Source organism: Caulobacter sp. (assembly GCF_965279145.1).
Taxonomy (GTDB): Bacteria; Pseudomonadota; Alphaproteobacteria; order Caulobacterales; family Caulobacteraceae; genus Caulobacter.
On record NZ_OZ257139.1, the window covers coordinates 2213135 to 2226211 of the forward strand.

17 protein-coding genes and 1 pseudogene are annotated in these 13077 nt (G+C 69.0%); 13 read left to right on the forward strand and 5 right to left on the reverse strand.

The features are described from left to right. The first annotated feature begins 20 nt into the window (after positions 1 to 20). The 5 genes from ACQY9P_RS10325 to ACQY9P_RS10345 all read left to right on the forward strand — a co-directional run bounded on the left by ACQY9P_RS10325 (position 21) and on the right by ACQY9P_RS10345 (position 3759). Entirely contained in the window at positions 21 to 464 is a 444-nt protein-coding gene (locus ACQY9P_RS10325) for a MarR family winged helix-turn-helix transcriptional regulator (RefSeq protein WP_421739347.1), read from the forward strand. After that, the gene (locus ACQY9P_RS10330) at positions 461 to 1231 is read left to right on the forward strand and encodes an enoyl-CoA hydratase (protein WP_421739346.1); all 771 of its coding nucleotides are present in this window, start codon (positions 461 to 463) and stop codon (positions 1229 to 1231) included. The genes ACQY9P_RS10325 and ACQY9P_RS10330 overlap by 4 nt, the downstream gene beginning before the upstream one ends. Positions 1232 to 1406: 175 nt before the next feature. After that, on the forward strand, positions 1407 to 2378 hold the full coding sequence (locus tag ACQY9P_RS10335; protein WP_421739345.1) for an SDR family NAD(P)-dependent oxidoreductase: 972 nt from the start codon (positions 1407 to 1409) through the stop codon (positions 2376 to 2378). Then, positions 2378 to 2905 carry a hypothetical protein gene (locus ACQY9P_RS10340; protein ID WP_421739344.1) on the forward strand — a complete coding sequence of 176 codons (528 nt, stop codon included), beginning with the start codon at positions 2378 to 2380 and terminating at the stop codon, positions 2903 to 2905. The genes ACQY9P_RS10335 and ACQY9P_RS10340 overlap by 1 nt, the downstream gene beginning before the upstream one ends. Beyond that, the gene (locus ACQY9P_RS10345; RefSeq protein ID WP_421739343.1) at positions 2902 to 3759 is read left to right on the forward strand and encodes an SDR family oxidoreductase; all 858 of its coding nucleotides are present in this window, start codon (positions 2902 to 2904) and stop codon (positions 3757 to 3759) included. Before ACQY9P_RS10340 ends, ACQY9P_RS10345 begins: the two co-directional genes overlap by 4 nt. 113 nt (positions 3760 to 3872) lie before the next feature. Here the strand turns inward: ACQY9P_RS10345 and ACQY9P_RS10350 are convergent, their stop codons facing one another. Beyond that, the gene (locus tag ACQY9P_RS10350) at positions 3873 to 4202 is read right to left on the reverse strand and encodes a TfoX/Sxy family protein (RefSeq protein ID WP_421739342.1); all 330 of its coding nucleotides are present in this window, start codon (positions 4200 to 4202) and stop codon (positions 3873 to 3875) included. On the opposite strand from ACQY9P_RS10350, the gene ACQY9P_RS10355 reads away from it, so the two are divergent. Continuing rightward, the gene (locus tag ACQY9P_RS10355) at positions 4201 to 4680 is read left to right on the forward strand and encodes a GNAT family N-acetyltransferase (RefSeq protein ID WP_421739341.1); all 480 of its coding nucleotides are present in this window, start codon (positions 4201 to 4203) and stop codon (positions 4678 to 4680) included. The two genes, ACQY9P_RS10350 and ACQY9P_RS10355, sit on opposite strands and share 2 nt — an antisense overlap. A gap of 5 nt (positions 4681 to 4685) precedes the next feature. Beyond that, positions 4686 to 4792 (forward strand): annotated as a pseudogene (locus tag ACQY9P_RS10360) (hypothetical protein); the annotation flags it as partial. A 4-nt stretch (positions 4793 to 4796) separates the two neighbouring features. On the opposite strand, the gene ACQY9P_RS10365 reads toward ACQY9P_RS10360, so the two are convergent. Next, positions 4797 to 6065: an MFS transporter gene (locus tag ACQY9P_RS10365; RefSeq protein ID WP_421739340.1), complete on the reverse strand. Its 1269-nt coding sequence runs from the start codon at positions 6063 to 6065 to the stop codon at positions 4797 to 4799. Between the two features lie 208 nt (positions 6066 to 6273). On the opposite strand from ACQY9P_RS10365, the gene ACQY9P_RS10370 reads away from it, so the two are divergent. The 6 genes from ACQY9P_RS10370 to ACQY9P_RS10395 all read left to right on the forward strand — a co-directional run bounded on the left by ACQY9P_RS10370 (position 6274) and on the right by ACQY9P_RS10395 (position 10808). Then, positions 6274 to 6798 carry a GNAT family N-acetyltransferase gene (locus ACQY9P_RS10370; protein WP_421739339.1) on the forward strand — a complete coding sequence of 175 codons (525 nt, stop codon included), beginning with the start codon at positions 6274 to 6276 and terminating at the stop codon, positions 6796 to 6798. A gap of 49 nt (positions 6799 to 6847) precedes the next feature. Beyond that, on the forward strand, positions 6848 to 7438 hold the full coding sequence (locus ACQY9P_RS10375; RefSeq protein WP_421739338.1) for a DUF1285 domain-containing protein: 591 nt from the start codon (positions 6848 to 6850) through the stop codon (positions 7436 to 7438). Continuing rightward, positions 7435 to 8085: a CoA pyrophosphatase gene (locus ACQY9P_RS10380; RefSeq protein WP_421739337.1), complete on the forward strand. Its 651-nt coding sequence runs from the start codon at positions 7435 to 7437 to the stop codon at positions 8083 to 8085. The genes ACQY9P_RS10375 and ACQY9P_RS10380 overlap by 4 nt, the downstream gene beginning before the upstream one ends. Positions 8086 to 8175: 90 nt before the next feature. Beyond that, positions 8176 to 9429: a CCA tRNA nucleotidyltransferase gene (locus tag ACQY9P_RS10385; protein ID WP_428151610.1), complete on the forward strand. Its 1254-nt coding sequence runs from the start codon at positions 8176 to 8178 to the stop codon at positions 9427 to 9429. After that, positions 9429 to 10130, forward strand: a complete 702-nt coding sequence (locus ACQY9P_RS10390) for a type 1 glutamine amidotransferase (RefSeq protein ID WP_421739336.1) — start codon at positions 9429 to 9431, stop codon at positions 10128 to 10130. The genes ACQY9P_RS10385 and ACQY9P_RS10390 overlap by 1 nt, the downstream gene beginning before the upstream one ends. A gap of 33 nt (positions 10131 to 10163) precedes the next feature. Continuing rightward, positions 10164 to 10808, forward strand: a complete 645-nt coding sequence (locus tag ACQY9P_RS10395) for an Isoquinoline 1-oxidoreductase subunit (RefSeq protein ID WP_421739335.1) — start codon at positions 10164 to 10166, stop codon at positions 10806 to 10808. A 10-nt stretch (positions 10809 to 10818) separates the two neighbouring features. Here the strand turns inward: ACQY9P_RS10395 and ACQY9P_RS10400 are convergent, their stop codons facing one another. The 3 genes from ACQY9P_RS10400 to ACQY9P_RS10410 form a co-directional block, all read right to left on the reverse strand. Beyond that, a complete protein-coding gene (locus tag ACQY9P_RS10400; protein WP_421739334.1) occupies positions 10819 to 11574 on the reverse strand; it encodes a CPBP family intramembrane glutamic endopeptidase in 756 nt (251 codons plus the stop codon). Next, complete coding sequence (gene hemF, locus ACQY9P_RS10405) at positions 11571 to 12443, reverse strand: oxygen-dependent coproporphyrinogen oxidase (protein WP_421739333.1); 873 nt, start codon at positions 12441 to 12443, stop codon at positions 11571 to 11573. The genes ACQY9P_RS10400 and hemF overlap by 4 nt, the downstream gene beginning before the upstream one ends. A 64-nt stretch (positions 12444 to 12507) precedes the next feature. Further along, the gene (locus ACQY9P_RS10410; protein ID WP_421740118.1) at positions 12508 to 12969 is read right to left on the reverse strand and encodes a tRNA (cytidine(34)-2'-O)-methyltransferase; all 462 of its coding nucleotides are present in this window, start codon (positions 12967 to 12969) and stop codon (positions 12508 to 12510) included. Positions 12970 to 13077: the final 108 nt, after the last annotated feature.

A 13077-nucleotide genomic window follows, 5' to 3' on the forward strand; every position in this document is an offset into this window, starting at 1 on the left:
GCGAAGTATAAGCTTCGCTCATGCCCGTCTCGCCTGATCGCCGTCTCGTCTTCCTGCTCAACGCTGGCCATCGGCGCGTGCAGCGCTGGATCGAAGCCAAGATGGCCGCCAAGGGCGGGCTGACGGCCGCGCAGTCGGGGGTGCTGTTCTTTGTCGGCGGCCAGGAAGGCGCGTTGATCGGCGAGGCGGCCGAGGCGCTGGACTTGGCCCCGTCGGCCATGACCGGCCTGATCGACCGCATGACCCGCGCCGAGCTGGTCGAGCGCCGCCACGACCCCAGCGACGGCCGCGCCATGCGCCTCTACCTGACCGACAAGGGCCACACCGCCCGCGACGCCGCCAAGGCGGGCCTGGACGGCGTCAATGCTCACCTGACCGACGGCTTCACCGACGACGAGATCGCCGTGGTCGCCCGTTGGCTCGCCAGCCTGCAAACCAAGTTCCCCAAAGGAGACGCCGCATGACCGATCATGTGAAGGTTGTGATCGACGCCGGTGTGATGACCATCACCCTGTCGCGTCCGGAAAAGAAGAACGCCCTCAGCAACGCCATGTACGGCGTGCTGGCCGACAGCCTGGAGCAGGCCGAGACCGATCCCGCCGTGCGGGTGGTGGTGTTCCAGGCCGATGGCGACGCTTTCACCGCCGGCAACGACCTGGGCGACTTCACCGCCCAGGCCACGGGCGCCTTCAGCGGCGAGCGGCATGTGGGGCGGTTCCTGAAGGCCCTGGCCAACGCCACCCGGCCGCTGGTCGCCGCCGTGCACGGACAGGCCGTGGGCGTGGGTACGACCATGCTGCTGCATTGCGACCTAGTGTTCACCAGCCCCGACGCCCGCCTGACCACGCCCTTCGTCAACCTGGCCCTGGTGCCGGAAGCCGCCTCCAGCTGGCTGCTGCCGGCCCGCATCGGCCATGCCCGCGCCTATGCCATGTTCGCCCTGGGCGAAGCGGTCGATGGAACCACCGCCGCCGCCTGGGGCCTGTCCAACGCGGTGGTGCCGCTGGATGAACTGCGCGCCCGCGCCCGGTCCGCCGCCGACCAGCTGGCGAAACGACCCCTGGGCGCCCTGACCGTCACCAAGCGCCTGATGCGCGACGCCGAGAAGATCAGCGCCCTGATGGACACCGAGGGCGCGCTGTTCGCCGAGCGCCTGCAGACCGCCGAGGCCCGCGAAGCCTTCATGGCCTTCGCCGAACGGCGGCCGGCGGACTTCAGCAAGGTGGCTTAGACCTTCTTTGCTTGTCATCCCGGAAGCCTCGCAGAGGCTATCCGGGACCCAGGGGCAACCGCAGTGTGTTGGCCCCTGGGTCCCGGCTCTACGCTTCGCTGCGGCCGGGATGGCAAGGTCTTGTTCGCGTTGCGTAAGATGTTGAAAACATAACAAAATCACGGGAGCAAACGACATGGCCGACCGCATCACCTCGGGCTTCAAACCCCACACTCCGGCCCGCGACGTGGTCGCCGGCCATGACCTGACCGGCAAGGTCGCCATCGTCACCGGCGCCGCCACCGGCATCGGCATCGAGACCGCCCGCGCCCTGGCCGAGGCTGGCGCGGAGGTGATCATCGCCGTCCGCAAGCCCGATCTGGCCGAGGCCGCCGTCGCCGAGATCAACAAGACCGCGAAAGGTCCCAAGGCCTCGTGGTCGATGCTGGACCTGTCCAGCTTCAAGTCGATCCGCGCCTTCGCCGAGCGGTGGGGCGACCGTCCGCTGAACATCCTGATCAACAACGCCGCCGTCATGGCCTGCCCGCTGGCCTATACCGAGGACGGGCTGGAGATGCAGATCGGCACCAATCACTTCGGCCACTTCCTGCTGTCGGTGCTGCTGGCCCCCAGCCTGGTCGCCGGCGCGAAACAGTCGGGCAAGACCTCGCGGCTGGTGTCGCTGTCGTCGATCGGCCACCGCCGGGCCGGCGTGAACTTCGAGGATCCGCACTACAAGACCCGCGCCTATGACAAGTGGGACAGCTACGGCCAGGCCAAGACCGCCAACGCGCTGTTCGCCGTCGGCTTCAACACGCGCTTCAAGGACCAGGGCGTCACCGCCAACGCCGTCATGCCGGGCGGCATCATGACCCCGCTGCAGCGCCACCTGCCGATCGAGGAGCAGATCGCCCTGGGCTGGATCGACGAGCACGGCAAGGTGCGCGACGGCTTCAAGACGACGGAAGAGGGCGCCTCGACCAGCGTCTGGGCGGCTGTCGGCGACGAGCTGGACGGCGTGGGCGGGCTCTATCTGGAAGACCTGGCCCAGGCCGAGCCCTGGACCAAGGAAAAGCCGTGGGCCGGCGTCATGCCGCACGCCCTGGACCCGGAAGCCGCCGAGCGCCTCTGGGCGCTGTCGGTGGAAACCACCGGCGCCGGCGCCTGATGCGACGGGAGACGCTTTGGGTCCTGGCCGGAATCGCGGCCGTCGTCGGCGGACTGACCGATCTGGTCGGTCCGCTGCTGTATCCGCATCTGGCCGAGCCCGCGCGGCAGGCGGTCTATGTGCTGATCGACGTGCTGCTGCTGTTTGGCCTGCTGGGCCTGCAGTCGGCGGCGGGGCGGGCGACGGGCGTGCTGGGGCTGGTCGGCTTCGTGGTGGCGGTCAGCGCCGTCCTGCTGGTGCGCTCGTCGGCGACCAACGTGTTGGGCCCGGCGAGCTACGCCCTGGCCTCCAGCCTCTGGGTGATCGGCATGGTCGTGATCTCCGTGGCGATCCTGCGGGCGGGACTGCCCTTCAAGGTCCCCGCCGGCCTCTGGATCGCGGCGCTGGTGATCGGCCTTGCCGGTCTGGCGCTGAAGGATCAGGGTCTGGCCCATCGCCTGGCCGCCGCCTGTTTCGCCCTCGCCTCCGTGGCGCTGGGCGTCCAACTGGTCCGCCAGGGCCGCGCTGTTTCCGGAGATCCCGCATGAGCCTCAAGAACAAGACCCTGTTCATCACCGGCGCCTCGCGCGGCATCGGCCTGGCCATCGCCCTGCGGGCCGCGCGGGACGGCGCCAATATCGTCGTCGCCGCCAAGACGGCGGAGGCCCATCCCAAGCTGCCGGGCACCATCTATTCGGCCGCCGCGCAGATCGAGGCGGCGGGCGGCAAGGCCCTGCCGCTGGTGGTCGATGTGCGCGAGGAGAGCTCTGTTCAGGAGGCCGTCGCCAAGGCCGTGGGGACCTTCGGCGGTATCGACATCTGCGTGAACAACGCCTCGGCCATCTCGCTGACCGGCACGCTGTCGACCGAGATGAAGCGCTATGACCTGATGCATCAGGTCAATACGCGCGGCACGTTCCTGACGTCCAAGGCCTGCATCCCGCACCTGAAGCAGGCGGAAAATCCGCACGTGCTGATGCTGTCGCCGCCGCTGGACATGGCGCCCCGCTGGTTCGGCGGCCACGTGGCCTACACCATGGCCAAGTTCGGCATGTCGATGTGCGTGCTGGGCATGGCCGAGGAGTTCAGGAGCGACGGCATCGCCTTCAACGCCCTTTGGCCCCGCACCGGCATCGCCACCGCCGCCATCCAGTTCGCCCTGGCCGGCGAGGAAGGCCTCAAGCACTGCCGGACGCCCGAGATCATGGCCGACGCGGCCCACGCGATCTTCGGCAAGTCGTCGCGGGAATTTTCAGGGAATTTCGTGATCGACGACACGTTCCTGTACGGCGAGGGCGTGCGCGATTTCACCCCTTACGCCGTCGATCCCACCGCGACCCTGATGCCGGACTTCTTCGTGCCGGAAGACAGCGTTCCGCCGCCGGGCGTGAAGATCGGCTGAGGCGCGTTGCGTCCTTCGAGGCCCGCTGCGCGGGCGCCTCAGGATGAGGAGATCAATAAACGGTCCTCTTCCTGAGGTGCGAGCCAGCGGCGAGCCTCGAAGGACGCACGGCTTCAGCGCGTCTTGCGCGCCGCCGCCACCTCGACCGAGCGGCGCGCCCATCCCACCAGCAGGTCGCCGTCGTCCATCGCCTCGACCGGCGCATTCCAATAGGCCATGGGCTTGTCCATGCCGAAGGGCTGGAATGGCCGTGAGCCGGCCGCCTCGAAATCGGCCTTCAGCGACTCGTCGCCCTTGAGATAGAGAACGTCGTCATCGATCAGGGCGAAGAACAGGCCGTTCGCGTAGAGCCCGACGCCGCCGAACATCTTGCGCGAGGTCAGCACCCCCAGCGGGGCCAGCTGTTCGAGCACGAAGTCCAGATAGTCCGAAGAGACCGCCATGCCCGTTTCCATCCGCCCGGCCGCCGCGACCGACAGCGCCCTCATACTCCAGTTCATCCGCGATCTGGCCGAGTATGAAAAGCTCCTGGATTCGGTGGAGACCTCCGAGGCCGATGTCGCGGCGGCTCTGTTCGGCGAAAACCCCCGGGCCTTCTGCGATATCGCGGAAATCGACGGCCGGCCGGTGGGCTTCGCCCTGTGGTTCTACAACTACTCCACCTTTGTCGGCCGGCACGGAATCTATCTGGAAGACCTGTTCGTGCGCCCTGATTCGCGGGGCGGCGGCGCGGGCAAGGCCTTGCTGGCGCATCTGGCCCGGCGGTGCGTGGACGAGAAGCTGGGCCGGCTGGAATGGTCGGTGCTGGACTGGAACGCCCCGTCGATCGCCTTCTATGACAGCCTGGGCGCCGCGGCGATGGACGAGTGGATCATCCGCCGGATGACGGGCGAGGCGCTGCGCAAGCTGGCGGGGGTTTAGTCCGTGCGTCCTTCGAGGCTCGGCTTCGCCTCGCGCCTCAGGATGAGGCAAGCAGAGCAACAAAGTCCCTCATCCTGAGGCGCCCGCGCAGCGGGCCTCGAAGGACGCAGGACCTGTCAGTCCAGCCGGTCGGCCTTGCGCAGGTCCGGGAACAGCCAGGCCCAAAGGCCCGTCACGCCCAGGGCCCCGATCCCGCCGAACACCGCCGCGCCGACCGGGCCCATGAACCAGGCCGCCACGCCGCTCTCGGCCTCGCCCAGCTCGTTGGAGGCGCTGATGAACACGCCCGAGACGGCGGCGACGCGGCCGCGCATGGCGTCGGGGGTGACGATCTGCACCAGGGTCTGGCGGACATAGACGCTGAGCATGTCGGCCCCGCCAAGCAGGACCAGGGCTCCGACCGACAGCCAGAGCAGCTTGGAGAGGCCAAAGACCACGGTGGCCGCGCCGAACAGGGCCACGCCCAGGAACATGATGCGGCCCGCGTTGCGGCGGATCGGGTTGCTGGCCAGATAGATCGCCACCACGGTCGCGCCGACGGCCGGCGCGGCGCGCAGGACGCCAAAGCCCCCGGGGCCGATGTGCAGCACGTCCTTGGCGAACACCGGCAGCAGGGCCGTGGCCCCGCCCAGGATCACCGCGAACAGGTCCAGCGAGATCGAGCCGAAGACGATCTTGTTGTTCCACACATAGGCCAGGCCCTCCTTGATCAGCTCCAGGCGCGAGCCGGGCTGGGTTTCAGGCTGGGTGTTGGTGCGGATCATCAGGGCCATGGCGGCGGCGACCAGATAGAAGGCGAACGACACCCCGAACGCCATCGACGGCGAGTGGATCAGCAGCAGGCCGCCCAGGGCCGGGCCGGCGATCGAAGCGCTCTGCCAGGACAGCGAGCTCCAGGCGATGGCGCGCGGCAGCAGGGGGCGCGGCACCAGCATCGGTCCCATGGCGCTGCTGGCGGGCGACAGGAAGGCCCGGCTGGCCCCGAACATCACCGACACCGCGAAGATCGGCCACAGGGCGTGGGAGCCGCTCACGGCGAGGGCCAGAAGCACCGAGGCGCTGACCGCGTCGATGGCTAGGGTCGCGGCCACGATCAGCTTGCGGGTGTGGCGATCGGCGGTCTCGCCGGCCGCCAGGGTCAGGGCCAGCAGCGGCAGGAACTGGGCCAGGCCGATCATGCTGACCATGAAGGCCGACTCGCCGACCGACATCGTCTGGCGGGCGATGGCGTAGACCTGCCAGCCCAGGGCCACCGACTGGATCTGCACCCCCAGCGTCGAGACGAAGCGCGCGGTCCAGTACAGAACGAAGTCACGTTCCCGCAACAGGGCGCGGGTAGAGGTGTCGGGAGCGGGTTCGGCGGTCGGGGAGGGGAGGTCGGACATCGCGCCGCACCATACTGACGCTCGCCGGCGCCGCAACGTTATTGACCTGACGGAGGCTTGGCCCTACAGCGCCCGCGAGTTCATGAGAGGTCCGGCCATGCGCCAGCCCAAGTCGCTACGACGAATGACGCGCGAACGCGCCACGATCTGAAGCCCTCCCGCGCCTGGCGTCGGGAGCCCCCGACGACCTTTCGCATCCCGAAGGCTGATGACCTCCATTTCCCCTGTTTCCAATATTTCGGTTTCCACCCCGCCGCTCGTCCTCGAGACGCCCGCGATGGAAGCCGCCGTCACCGCCCTGATCGACCGGGTGTTCGGCCCCGGCCGGTTCGCCAAGGTTTCCGAGCGCCTGCGCGAGGGCAATCGCCTGCTGGCCGACTGCTCGTTCGTGGCGATGCGCGGCGGCCAGCCCGTGGGCTGCGTGCGGATGTGGCCCGTCAGCATTGGCGGCGCGCCCGTGGCCTTCCTGGGTCCGCTGGCCGTCGATCCCGACGAGCGCAGCGCGGGCCTGGGCCAGACCCTGGTCGAGACCGCCTGCGAGGCCGCCCGCGCCGCCGGCTGGAAGGCCGTGCTGCTGGTCGGCGACGCGCCCTATTTCACCCGCGCGGGCTTTTCGGCGGCGCACACGGCGGGTGTCGCCATGCCGGGACCCGTCGATCAGCGCCGGGTCCTGCTCAAGGCCCTGGTCGAGGGCGGCGACGAAGGCCTTTCGGGTAGGGTCGCGGTCGCCTGAGACCCCGGGGCGCTTGAGTGGCGCGGCGGCATGGCCTACCTGAAAGGTCATGACCGCCGATCCTCAGAAAGCCGGGCTGGAAGGCGTCGCCCAAGCCGCCAAGGTGGCCGGCGAGCGCGGCCTGCCGCCGGTGCATCTGTGGCATCCCGCCCATTGCGGCGAGATCGACATCCGCATTCGCAAGGACGGCGTGTGGTTCCACGAGGGCACGCCGATCGGCCGCGAGGCCCTGGTGCGGCTGTTCTCGACCGTGCTGCGGCTGGATCCGGACGGCTATCACCTGGTCACGCCCGTCGAGAAGATGAAGATCACGGTCGAGGACGCGCCGTTCATCGCCGTCCGCGTGGACCGCGAAGGCGGGGCGCTGAAGTTCCTGACCAATGTCGGCGACGTGGTCGAGGCGGGGCCCGACAACATCATCCGTGTCGAGACCGATCCCGTCACCGGCGAGCCGCGCCCCTATCTGCACGTGCGGCGCGGGCTGGAGGCCCTGATCGCCCGGCCGGTGTTCTATGAGTTGGCCGAGATGGCCGAGGTGCGCGACACGGACGAGGGCGGCCAATTCGGAGTCGCCTCGAACGGGGCCTGGTTCCCGATCGCGCCCGCAGGCGCGGTGGCCGCCGGCGCGGTGGTGGAATGACCCCGCAGGAGCGCCGCGACTGGATCACCGGCCGTCTGGACCCCATCGCGCACTATAATCCCAGCCTGGCCGACCCGGTGCGCTCGGACTTCGACCTCAATCCCGGCCTGACCTTCGACAATCCCCACGCCCTGCGCCCCGCCGCCGTGCTGGTGGGGCTGATCGAGCGCGAGGAGGGGCTGACGGTGCTGCTGACCCGTCGCTCTGACACGATGCGCAGCCACACCGGCCAGATCGCCTTCCCCGGCGGGCGCTGCGATCCGGGCGAGACGCCCTGGCAGACCGCCCTGCGCGAGGCGCAGGAGGAGGTGGGTCTGGATCCCAGCTTCGTGACGCTGTCGGGCCTGCTGCACGGCTATCAGACGGTGACCGGCTTTCACGTCACGCCGGTGGTCGGGTTCATCGATCCGGCCGCGCGGTTCGTCGCCAGCCCCGAGGAGGTCGCCGACGTCTTCGAGACGCCGTTCGACTTCCTGATGAACCCCGACAACCACGAGCGCCAGCACCGGGTGACGCCCAGCGGCGAGCGGCGCAACTTCTACGCCATGCCGTGGAACGATCGCTTCATCTGGGGCGCGACGGCGGGCATGCTTCGCGCGCTGTACGAGCGTCTGCACGACGATCCTGTTGATAAAACGCCTGTTTAGGATGTTTCGCCGCTGGCGAACGACCGGCTTCCTGTCCTAACAATGCACCCCTCGCTCGGGGGGGCGCCGCAAGGGTGGGAGTTTGCCGGTTTGAACAGTGAATCGATAGGCATAGCGCCGTGGATGGCGCTGCCGGAGACCCGGGCGGTGATCGCGGCCCTGGAAGAGCGTGGCTTCACCGGCTGCGCCCGATTCGTTGGCGGCTGCGTGCGCAACACCCTGATGGGCAAGCCCATCGACGACATCGACATCGCCACCACCCTGACGCCCGACCAGGTGATCGACGCCCTGGCCCATGCCGGCCTGAGGGCGATCCCGACGGGCGTCGACCACGGCACCGTCACGGCGATCTCGGGCGGCCGGCCCTATGAGATCACCACCCTGCGCCGCGACGTCTCCACCGACGGCCGCCGCGCCACGGTGGCCTTCAGCCAGGACTGGGGCCAGGACGCCGAACGCCGCGATTTCCGCTTCAACGCCCTGTATGTCGATCCCGAGGGCCGTCTGTACGATCCCACCGGCGAGGGCGTGAACGACGCGCGCGAGGGGCGGGTGGTGTTCGTGGGCGATCCCATGACCCGCATCCGCGAGGACTATCTGCGCATCCTGCGCTTCTTCCGGTTCTTCGCCTGGTACGGCAGGGGCGAGCCCGACCAGAAGGCCCTGGCCGCCTGCAAGGCGCTGAAGGGCATGGTCTCGGGCCGCGCCGCCGAGCGCACCCAGAAGGAGCTGATGAAGCTTCTGGCCTCGGAAGATCCCCGACCGGCCCTGCGGCTGATGGCGGCGACGGGCGTGCTGGGCTCGATCCTGCCGTTCGTCAAATCCCTGGCCCGCTTCGACAGCCTGATCGGGATCGAGACCGAGCAGCTGTTCGAGAACGATCCCGAGCTGCGCCTGGCGTCGCTGATCCCCGACGATCCCGCGATCGCCGGGCAGATGGCCGAGCGCCTGCGCCTGGCCAACAACACCCGCGACCGCATCGTCGACGCGGTGGGCAAGAGCCCGCGCATCGTCAGCTGGATGAGCCCGCGCGAGGCCCGCCGCAGCGTCTACGCCCTGGGGATCCGCACCTTTACCGACCGCATCAAGCTGGCCTGGGCTGGCTCGGGCCGTCCGGTGACGGCGCCGCAGTGGCGGGGCCTGTTGGCCCTGGCCGAGACCTGGACGCCGCCGCCCTTCCCCCTGTCGGGCGAAGAGGTGATGAAGGCCGGCGTGCCCAAAGGGCCGCTTGTGGGCGAGGTGATGCGCGAGATCGAGCTCTGGTGGATCGACCAGGACTTCATCGAGGACAAGTTCAGCGCCATCGAGCGGCTCAAGGCGGTGGCCCAGGGCATGGTCTACTGATGCGGATCGGACTGCTGGAGACCGGCGAGCCGCCGGAAGCCCTGCAGCCGGCCTTCGGGCGCTATGGCGGCATGTTCCAGACCCTGCTGGGGCCTGGCCACGCCTATGCCGCCTATGACGTCCAGGCGGGCCGGTTGCCGCCCTCGCCGGGCGAGCAGGACGCCTGGCTGATCACCGGTTCGGCGGCTGGGGTGTATGATCCCCTGCCGTGGATCGAGCCGCTGTCGGCCTTCCTGCGCGCCGCCCGGGGCCAGGTTCCGCTGGTGGGCGTGTGTTTCGGCCATCAGGTCATGGCCCAGGCCTTCGGCGGCCAGGTGGTCAAGTCGGACAAGGGCTGGGGTGTCGGCCTGCACCGCTACGCCGTGGAGCGCCCGCAGGACTGGACCGACGCGCCCGACGTCGCCGTTCCGGCCTCGCATCAGGACCAGGTCGTTGTCCCGCCGTCCGGCGCGACGGTGGTGGGCGGCAGCGCCTTCACGCCCTTTGGCCTGCTCAGCTACGACGGCGGGCGCGCCATCTCGATGCAGTTCCATCCCGAGTTCGACCCGGCCTATGCGGCGGCGCTGATCGAGGCCCGGCGCGGAACCCGCTATACGGACGCGCAGGCCGACGCCGCCATCGCCACGCTGCGCCAGCCCAATGATCGCGCCCGGGTCGGGGGCTGGATCGGCCGGTTCCTGGATCAGGCAACCGCGCGCTAGCCAGGGCGTTCCGGTCTCCAAGGGAGACCCGCCATGCGCGCCGCCACCATCGTTGCTGTCCTGGGCCTGACCCTCGGGGGGGCCGCTGTCATCACCCGTGTCCACGCCGCGCCCGAAGCCACGGGCTCGGCGCCGGCCGTGACGCTGAAGTCGGCGGCGTCCTTCACCTCGATCACCGATCCCGCCGCCCGTTCGGTCGCCCTGTTCACCGAGGCCGGCAAGGTGATCCAGAGCCCGCGCTGCCTCAACTGCCACCCCGTCCAGCGCGACCCGACCCAGGGCGACGCCATGGGCGCGCACAATCCCCCGGTGAGGGGCGGGCAGAGCGGTCACGGCGTGGCCGGCCTTCCGTGCCTGTCGTGCCATGGGGTCGCCAATGTCCCCACCTGGAGCGACAGCATCAAGAGCATTCCCGGCGATCCGAAATGGGCCCTGGCTCCGGTCGAGATGGCCTGGCAGGGCAAGTCGCTGGGCGCGATCTGCGCCCAGATCAAGTCTCCCGCCCGCAACGGCGGCCGCTCGCTCGACGAGATCCACGCCCACATGGCGAGCGATCATCTGGTTGGCTGGGCCTGGAATCCGGGCGAGGGGCGCATGCCGGCGCCGGGGACGCAGGCGGGGTTCGGGGAACTGATCCGGGCCTGGGTGGATACCGGGGCCAAGTGTCCGAAGGCTTGAGGGCCCTGGCTCAGGCTTGGGCGCGGGGCGTCGGCCACAGCAGGACCAGGGCGGCCATCGCCAGATGCGCGCCGGAGGACAGCCACGGCGTCGCGCCGGGTCGGATCGCGTCAAGGGTGACGAAGGTGTCGAGCAGGGCGTTGGTCAGGTTCCAGCCCCAGTGCAGGCCGACGGCCGCCCAAAGGTTACGCCAGCGCCACGCCGCGCAGGCATAGGCCAAGCCAAAGCAGAACAGCCGCATCCACTCAAGCGGGCCCTCGCCCAACCGGAAAAGGTGATTGAGGACGTAGATCGCGCTGGTCGCCAGGATGAAGGCTGGCCCGTTCCATCGCACGCCCGACGCCTTCAGCCAGAAGCCGCGGGTCAGGATGTCCTCGGCGATCGAGGGGACAAAGGTCGAGACCGCCGCGCCCGCGATCGCGCCGATCAGGGCCAGTCCAATTGACGAGCTAGGTGGGGCGCCCAGGGTGTAGACGCCTTCGCCCAGGCCCCAGAACGCGGCCGCCAGTCGCGCCAGGCCCGCCAGCAGCAGGCCCGCGACCACCAGCCGGCCAGAAGCCGCCTTGAGGTCCAGCCCATAGGCGTCGTAGCCGCGATAGCCCAGCCAGCGGCCCACCGGCCAAGCGGCCAAGACCATGGCGATCATCAGCAGCGCCTGGACGGCGGCGCTGTGAAGCAGGAGGGCGCCGACACCCTCGGCCGATTGGTAGAGGCCAAACAGAATCAGGAAGCCGACGATCAGTCGGCCGCGTGACGCCCTTCTCACGGCCACTTCACCGTCGGCGGCATCGAGCTGAGGATCGACTCGACATTGCCGCCGGTCTTCAGGCCAAACATCGTGCCGCGATCGTAGAGCAGGTTGAACTCCACATAGCGCCCGCGCTGAACCAGCTGCTGTTCGCGCTCGTCGGCCGTCCACGCCTCGCCCATGCGGCGACGCACAAGTTCCGGATAAATCTCGAGGAAGGCCTTGCCCACGTCCTGGGTGAAGGCGAAGTCGCGCGACCAATCGCCGCTGTCGTGGTGGTCATAGAAGATCCCGCCGATGCCGCGCGGCTCGTTGCGGTGGGGCAGGAAGAAATACTCGTCGCACCAGGCCTTGTACTTGGCGTGCCAGGTCGGATCGTGGGCGTCGCAGGCGCGCTGATAGGCGGCGTGGAAGTCGACGGCGTCGGGAAAGTCCTGCTGGCGCTGATAGCCCAGCAGCGGGGTCAGGTCGCCGCCGCCGCCGAACCAGCTTTTCGTGGTGGCGATGAAGCGGGTGTTCATGTGCACGGCCGGCACGCGTGGATTGGTCATGTGGGCGATCAGGCTGATGCCGGTGGCGAAGAACCGGGGGTCCTCGTCCGCGCCGGGCATTCCCTTGGCCATTTCCGGCGTGAAGGTCCCGAACACCGTGGAGCAGTGCACCCCGACCTTCTCGAACAGGCGGCCGTGCATCATCGACATCACGCCGCCGCCGCCGGCCGCGCGATCCCACGGCTTGCGCTCGAATCGTCCGGCCTCGCCGGGATAGAGATCGGCCGGGGCTTCATCCTCCAGCCGCTCGAATTCCGCGCAGATCTGGTCGCGCAGGGTTTCGAACCAGGTCCGGGCCCTGGCTTTCTTGTCGTCGAGGTCGAGTGCGTCGGTCATGACAGCGGATTAAGCGCTCGGCGCGCGCGGTGCAAATCCGGGGGGATGCGTAGCCGTCCTGTCGCTACCCCTCGAAGAACCCGCCGGTCTGCCGAAGCGCCTCACCCAGGGCCATGGACACCGTCGTCGCCAGGTTCATCGACCGGGCCTCCGGACGCAGCGGGATCACCAGCCGACCCTGGGCGGCGGCGTGGACCTCGTCGCTCGCCCCGCGGCTTTCGTTGCCGAACAGCAGGGTGTCGCCCGACTGAAACCCGAAATGGTGAAACGGCGTGGCGGCCTTGGTGGTGAACAATAGCAGCCGCCCTTCGGCCCTTTCGGGGGCTTCAAGGAAGGCCTCCCACGACAGATGCCGCTTCATGTGGGCCAGGGGCCCATAATCCAGGGCCGCGCGCTTCAAGCTCTTGTCATCCAAAGGGAAGCTGCAAGGTTCGATGACGTCCAGCCCGACGCCAAAACACGCGGCCAATCGGATCGCGGCGCCGACGTTTTGCGGAATGCCTGGTTGAAAAAGTGCGACACGCATTCTAAGCGAACAAACCACAGGGCTAGCAGGGACATTACTGCGAATCGAAAGGGCTTGCGGACTCGGTCCGCGCGTCCGATAGGACGATCCGACCGTCGCCTTGTGGCG

What these genes read in the sequence shown, in the direction of transcription:
- ACQY9P_RS10325 (WP_421739347.1), top strand. Translation starts at nt 21, where the DNA reads ATGCCCGTCTCGCCTGATCGCCGTCTCGTCTTCCTGCTCAACGCTGGC.
- ACQY9P_RS10330 (WP_421739346.1), top strand. Translation starts at nt 461, where the DNA reads ATGACCGATCATGTGAAGGTTGTGATCGACGCCGGTGTGATGACCATC.
- ACQY9P_RS10335 (WP_421739345.1), top strand. Translation starts at nt 1,407, where the DNA reads ATGGCCGACCGCATCACCTCGGGCTTCAAACCCCACACTCCGGCCCGC.
- ACQY9P_RS10340 (WP_421739344.1), top strand. Translation starts at nt 2,378, where the DNA reads ATGCGACGGGAGACGCTTTGGGTCCTGGCCGGAATCGCGGCCGTCGTC.
- ACQY9P_RS10345 (WP_421739343.1), top strand. Translation starts at nt 2,902, where the DNA reads ATGAGCCTCAAGAACAAGACCCTGTTCATCACCGGCGCCTCGCGCGGC.
- ACQY9P_RS10355 (WP_421739341.1), top strand. Translation starts at nt 4,201, where the DNA reads ATGCCCGTTTCCATCCGCCCGGCCGCCGCGACCGACAGCGCCCTCATA.
- ACQY9P_RS10350 (WP_421739342.1), bottom strand. Translation starts at nt 4,202, where the DNA reads ATGGCGGTCTCTTCGGACTATCTGGACTTCGTGCTCGAACAGCTGGCC.
- ACQY9P_RS10365 (WP_421739340.1), bottom strand. Translation starts at nt 6,065, where the DNA reads ATGTCCGACCTCCCCTCCCCGACCGCCGAACCCGCTCCCGACACCTCT.
- ACQY9P_RS10370 (WP_421739339.1), top strand. Translation starts at nt 6,274, where the DNA reads ATGACCTCCATTTCCCCTGTTTCCAATATTTCGGTTTCCACCCCGCCG.
- ACQY9P_RS10375 (WP_421739338.1), top strand. Translation starts at nt 6,848, where the DNA reads ATGACCGCCGATCCTCAGAAAGCCGGGCTGGAAGGCGTCGCCCAAGCC.
- ACQY9P_RS10380 (WP_421739337.1), top strand. Translation starts at nt 7,435, where the DNA reads ATGACCCCGCAGGAGCGCCGCGACTGGATCACCGGCCGTCTGGACCCC.
- ACQY9P_RS10390 (WP_421739336.1), top strand. Translation starts at nt 9,429, where the DNA reads ATGCGGATCGGACTGCTGGAGACCGGCGAGCCGCCGGAAGCCCTGCAG.
- ACQY9P_RS10395 (WP_421739335.1), top strand. Translation starts at nt 10,164, where the DNA reads ATGCGCGCCGCCACCATCGTTGCTGTCCTGGGCCTGACCCTCGGGGGG.
- hemF (WP_421739333.1), bottom strand. Translation starts at nt 12,443, where the DNA reads ATGACCGACGCACTCGACCTCGACGACAAGAAAGCCAGGGCCCGGACC.
- ACQY9P_RS10410 (WP_421740118.1), bottom strand. Translation starts at nt 12,969, where the DNA reads ATGCGTGTCGCACTTTTTCAACCAGGCATTCCGCAAAACGTCGGCGCC.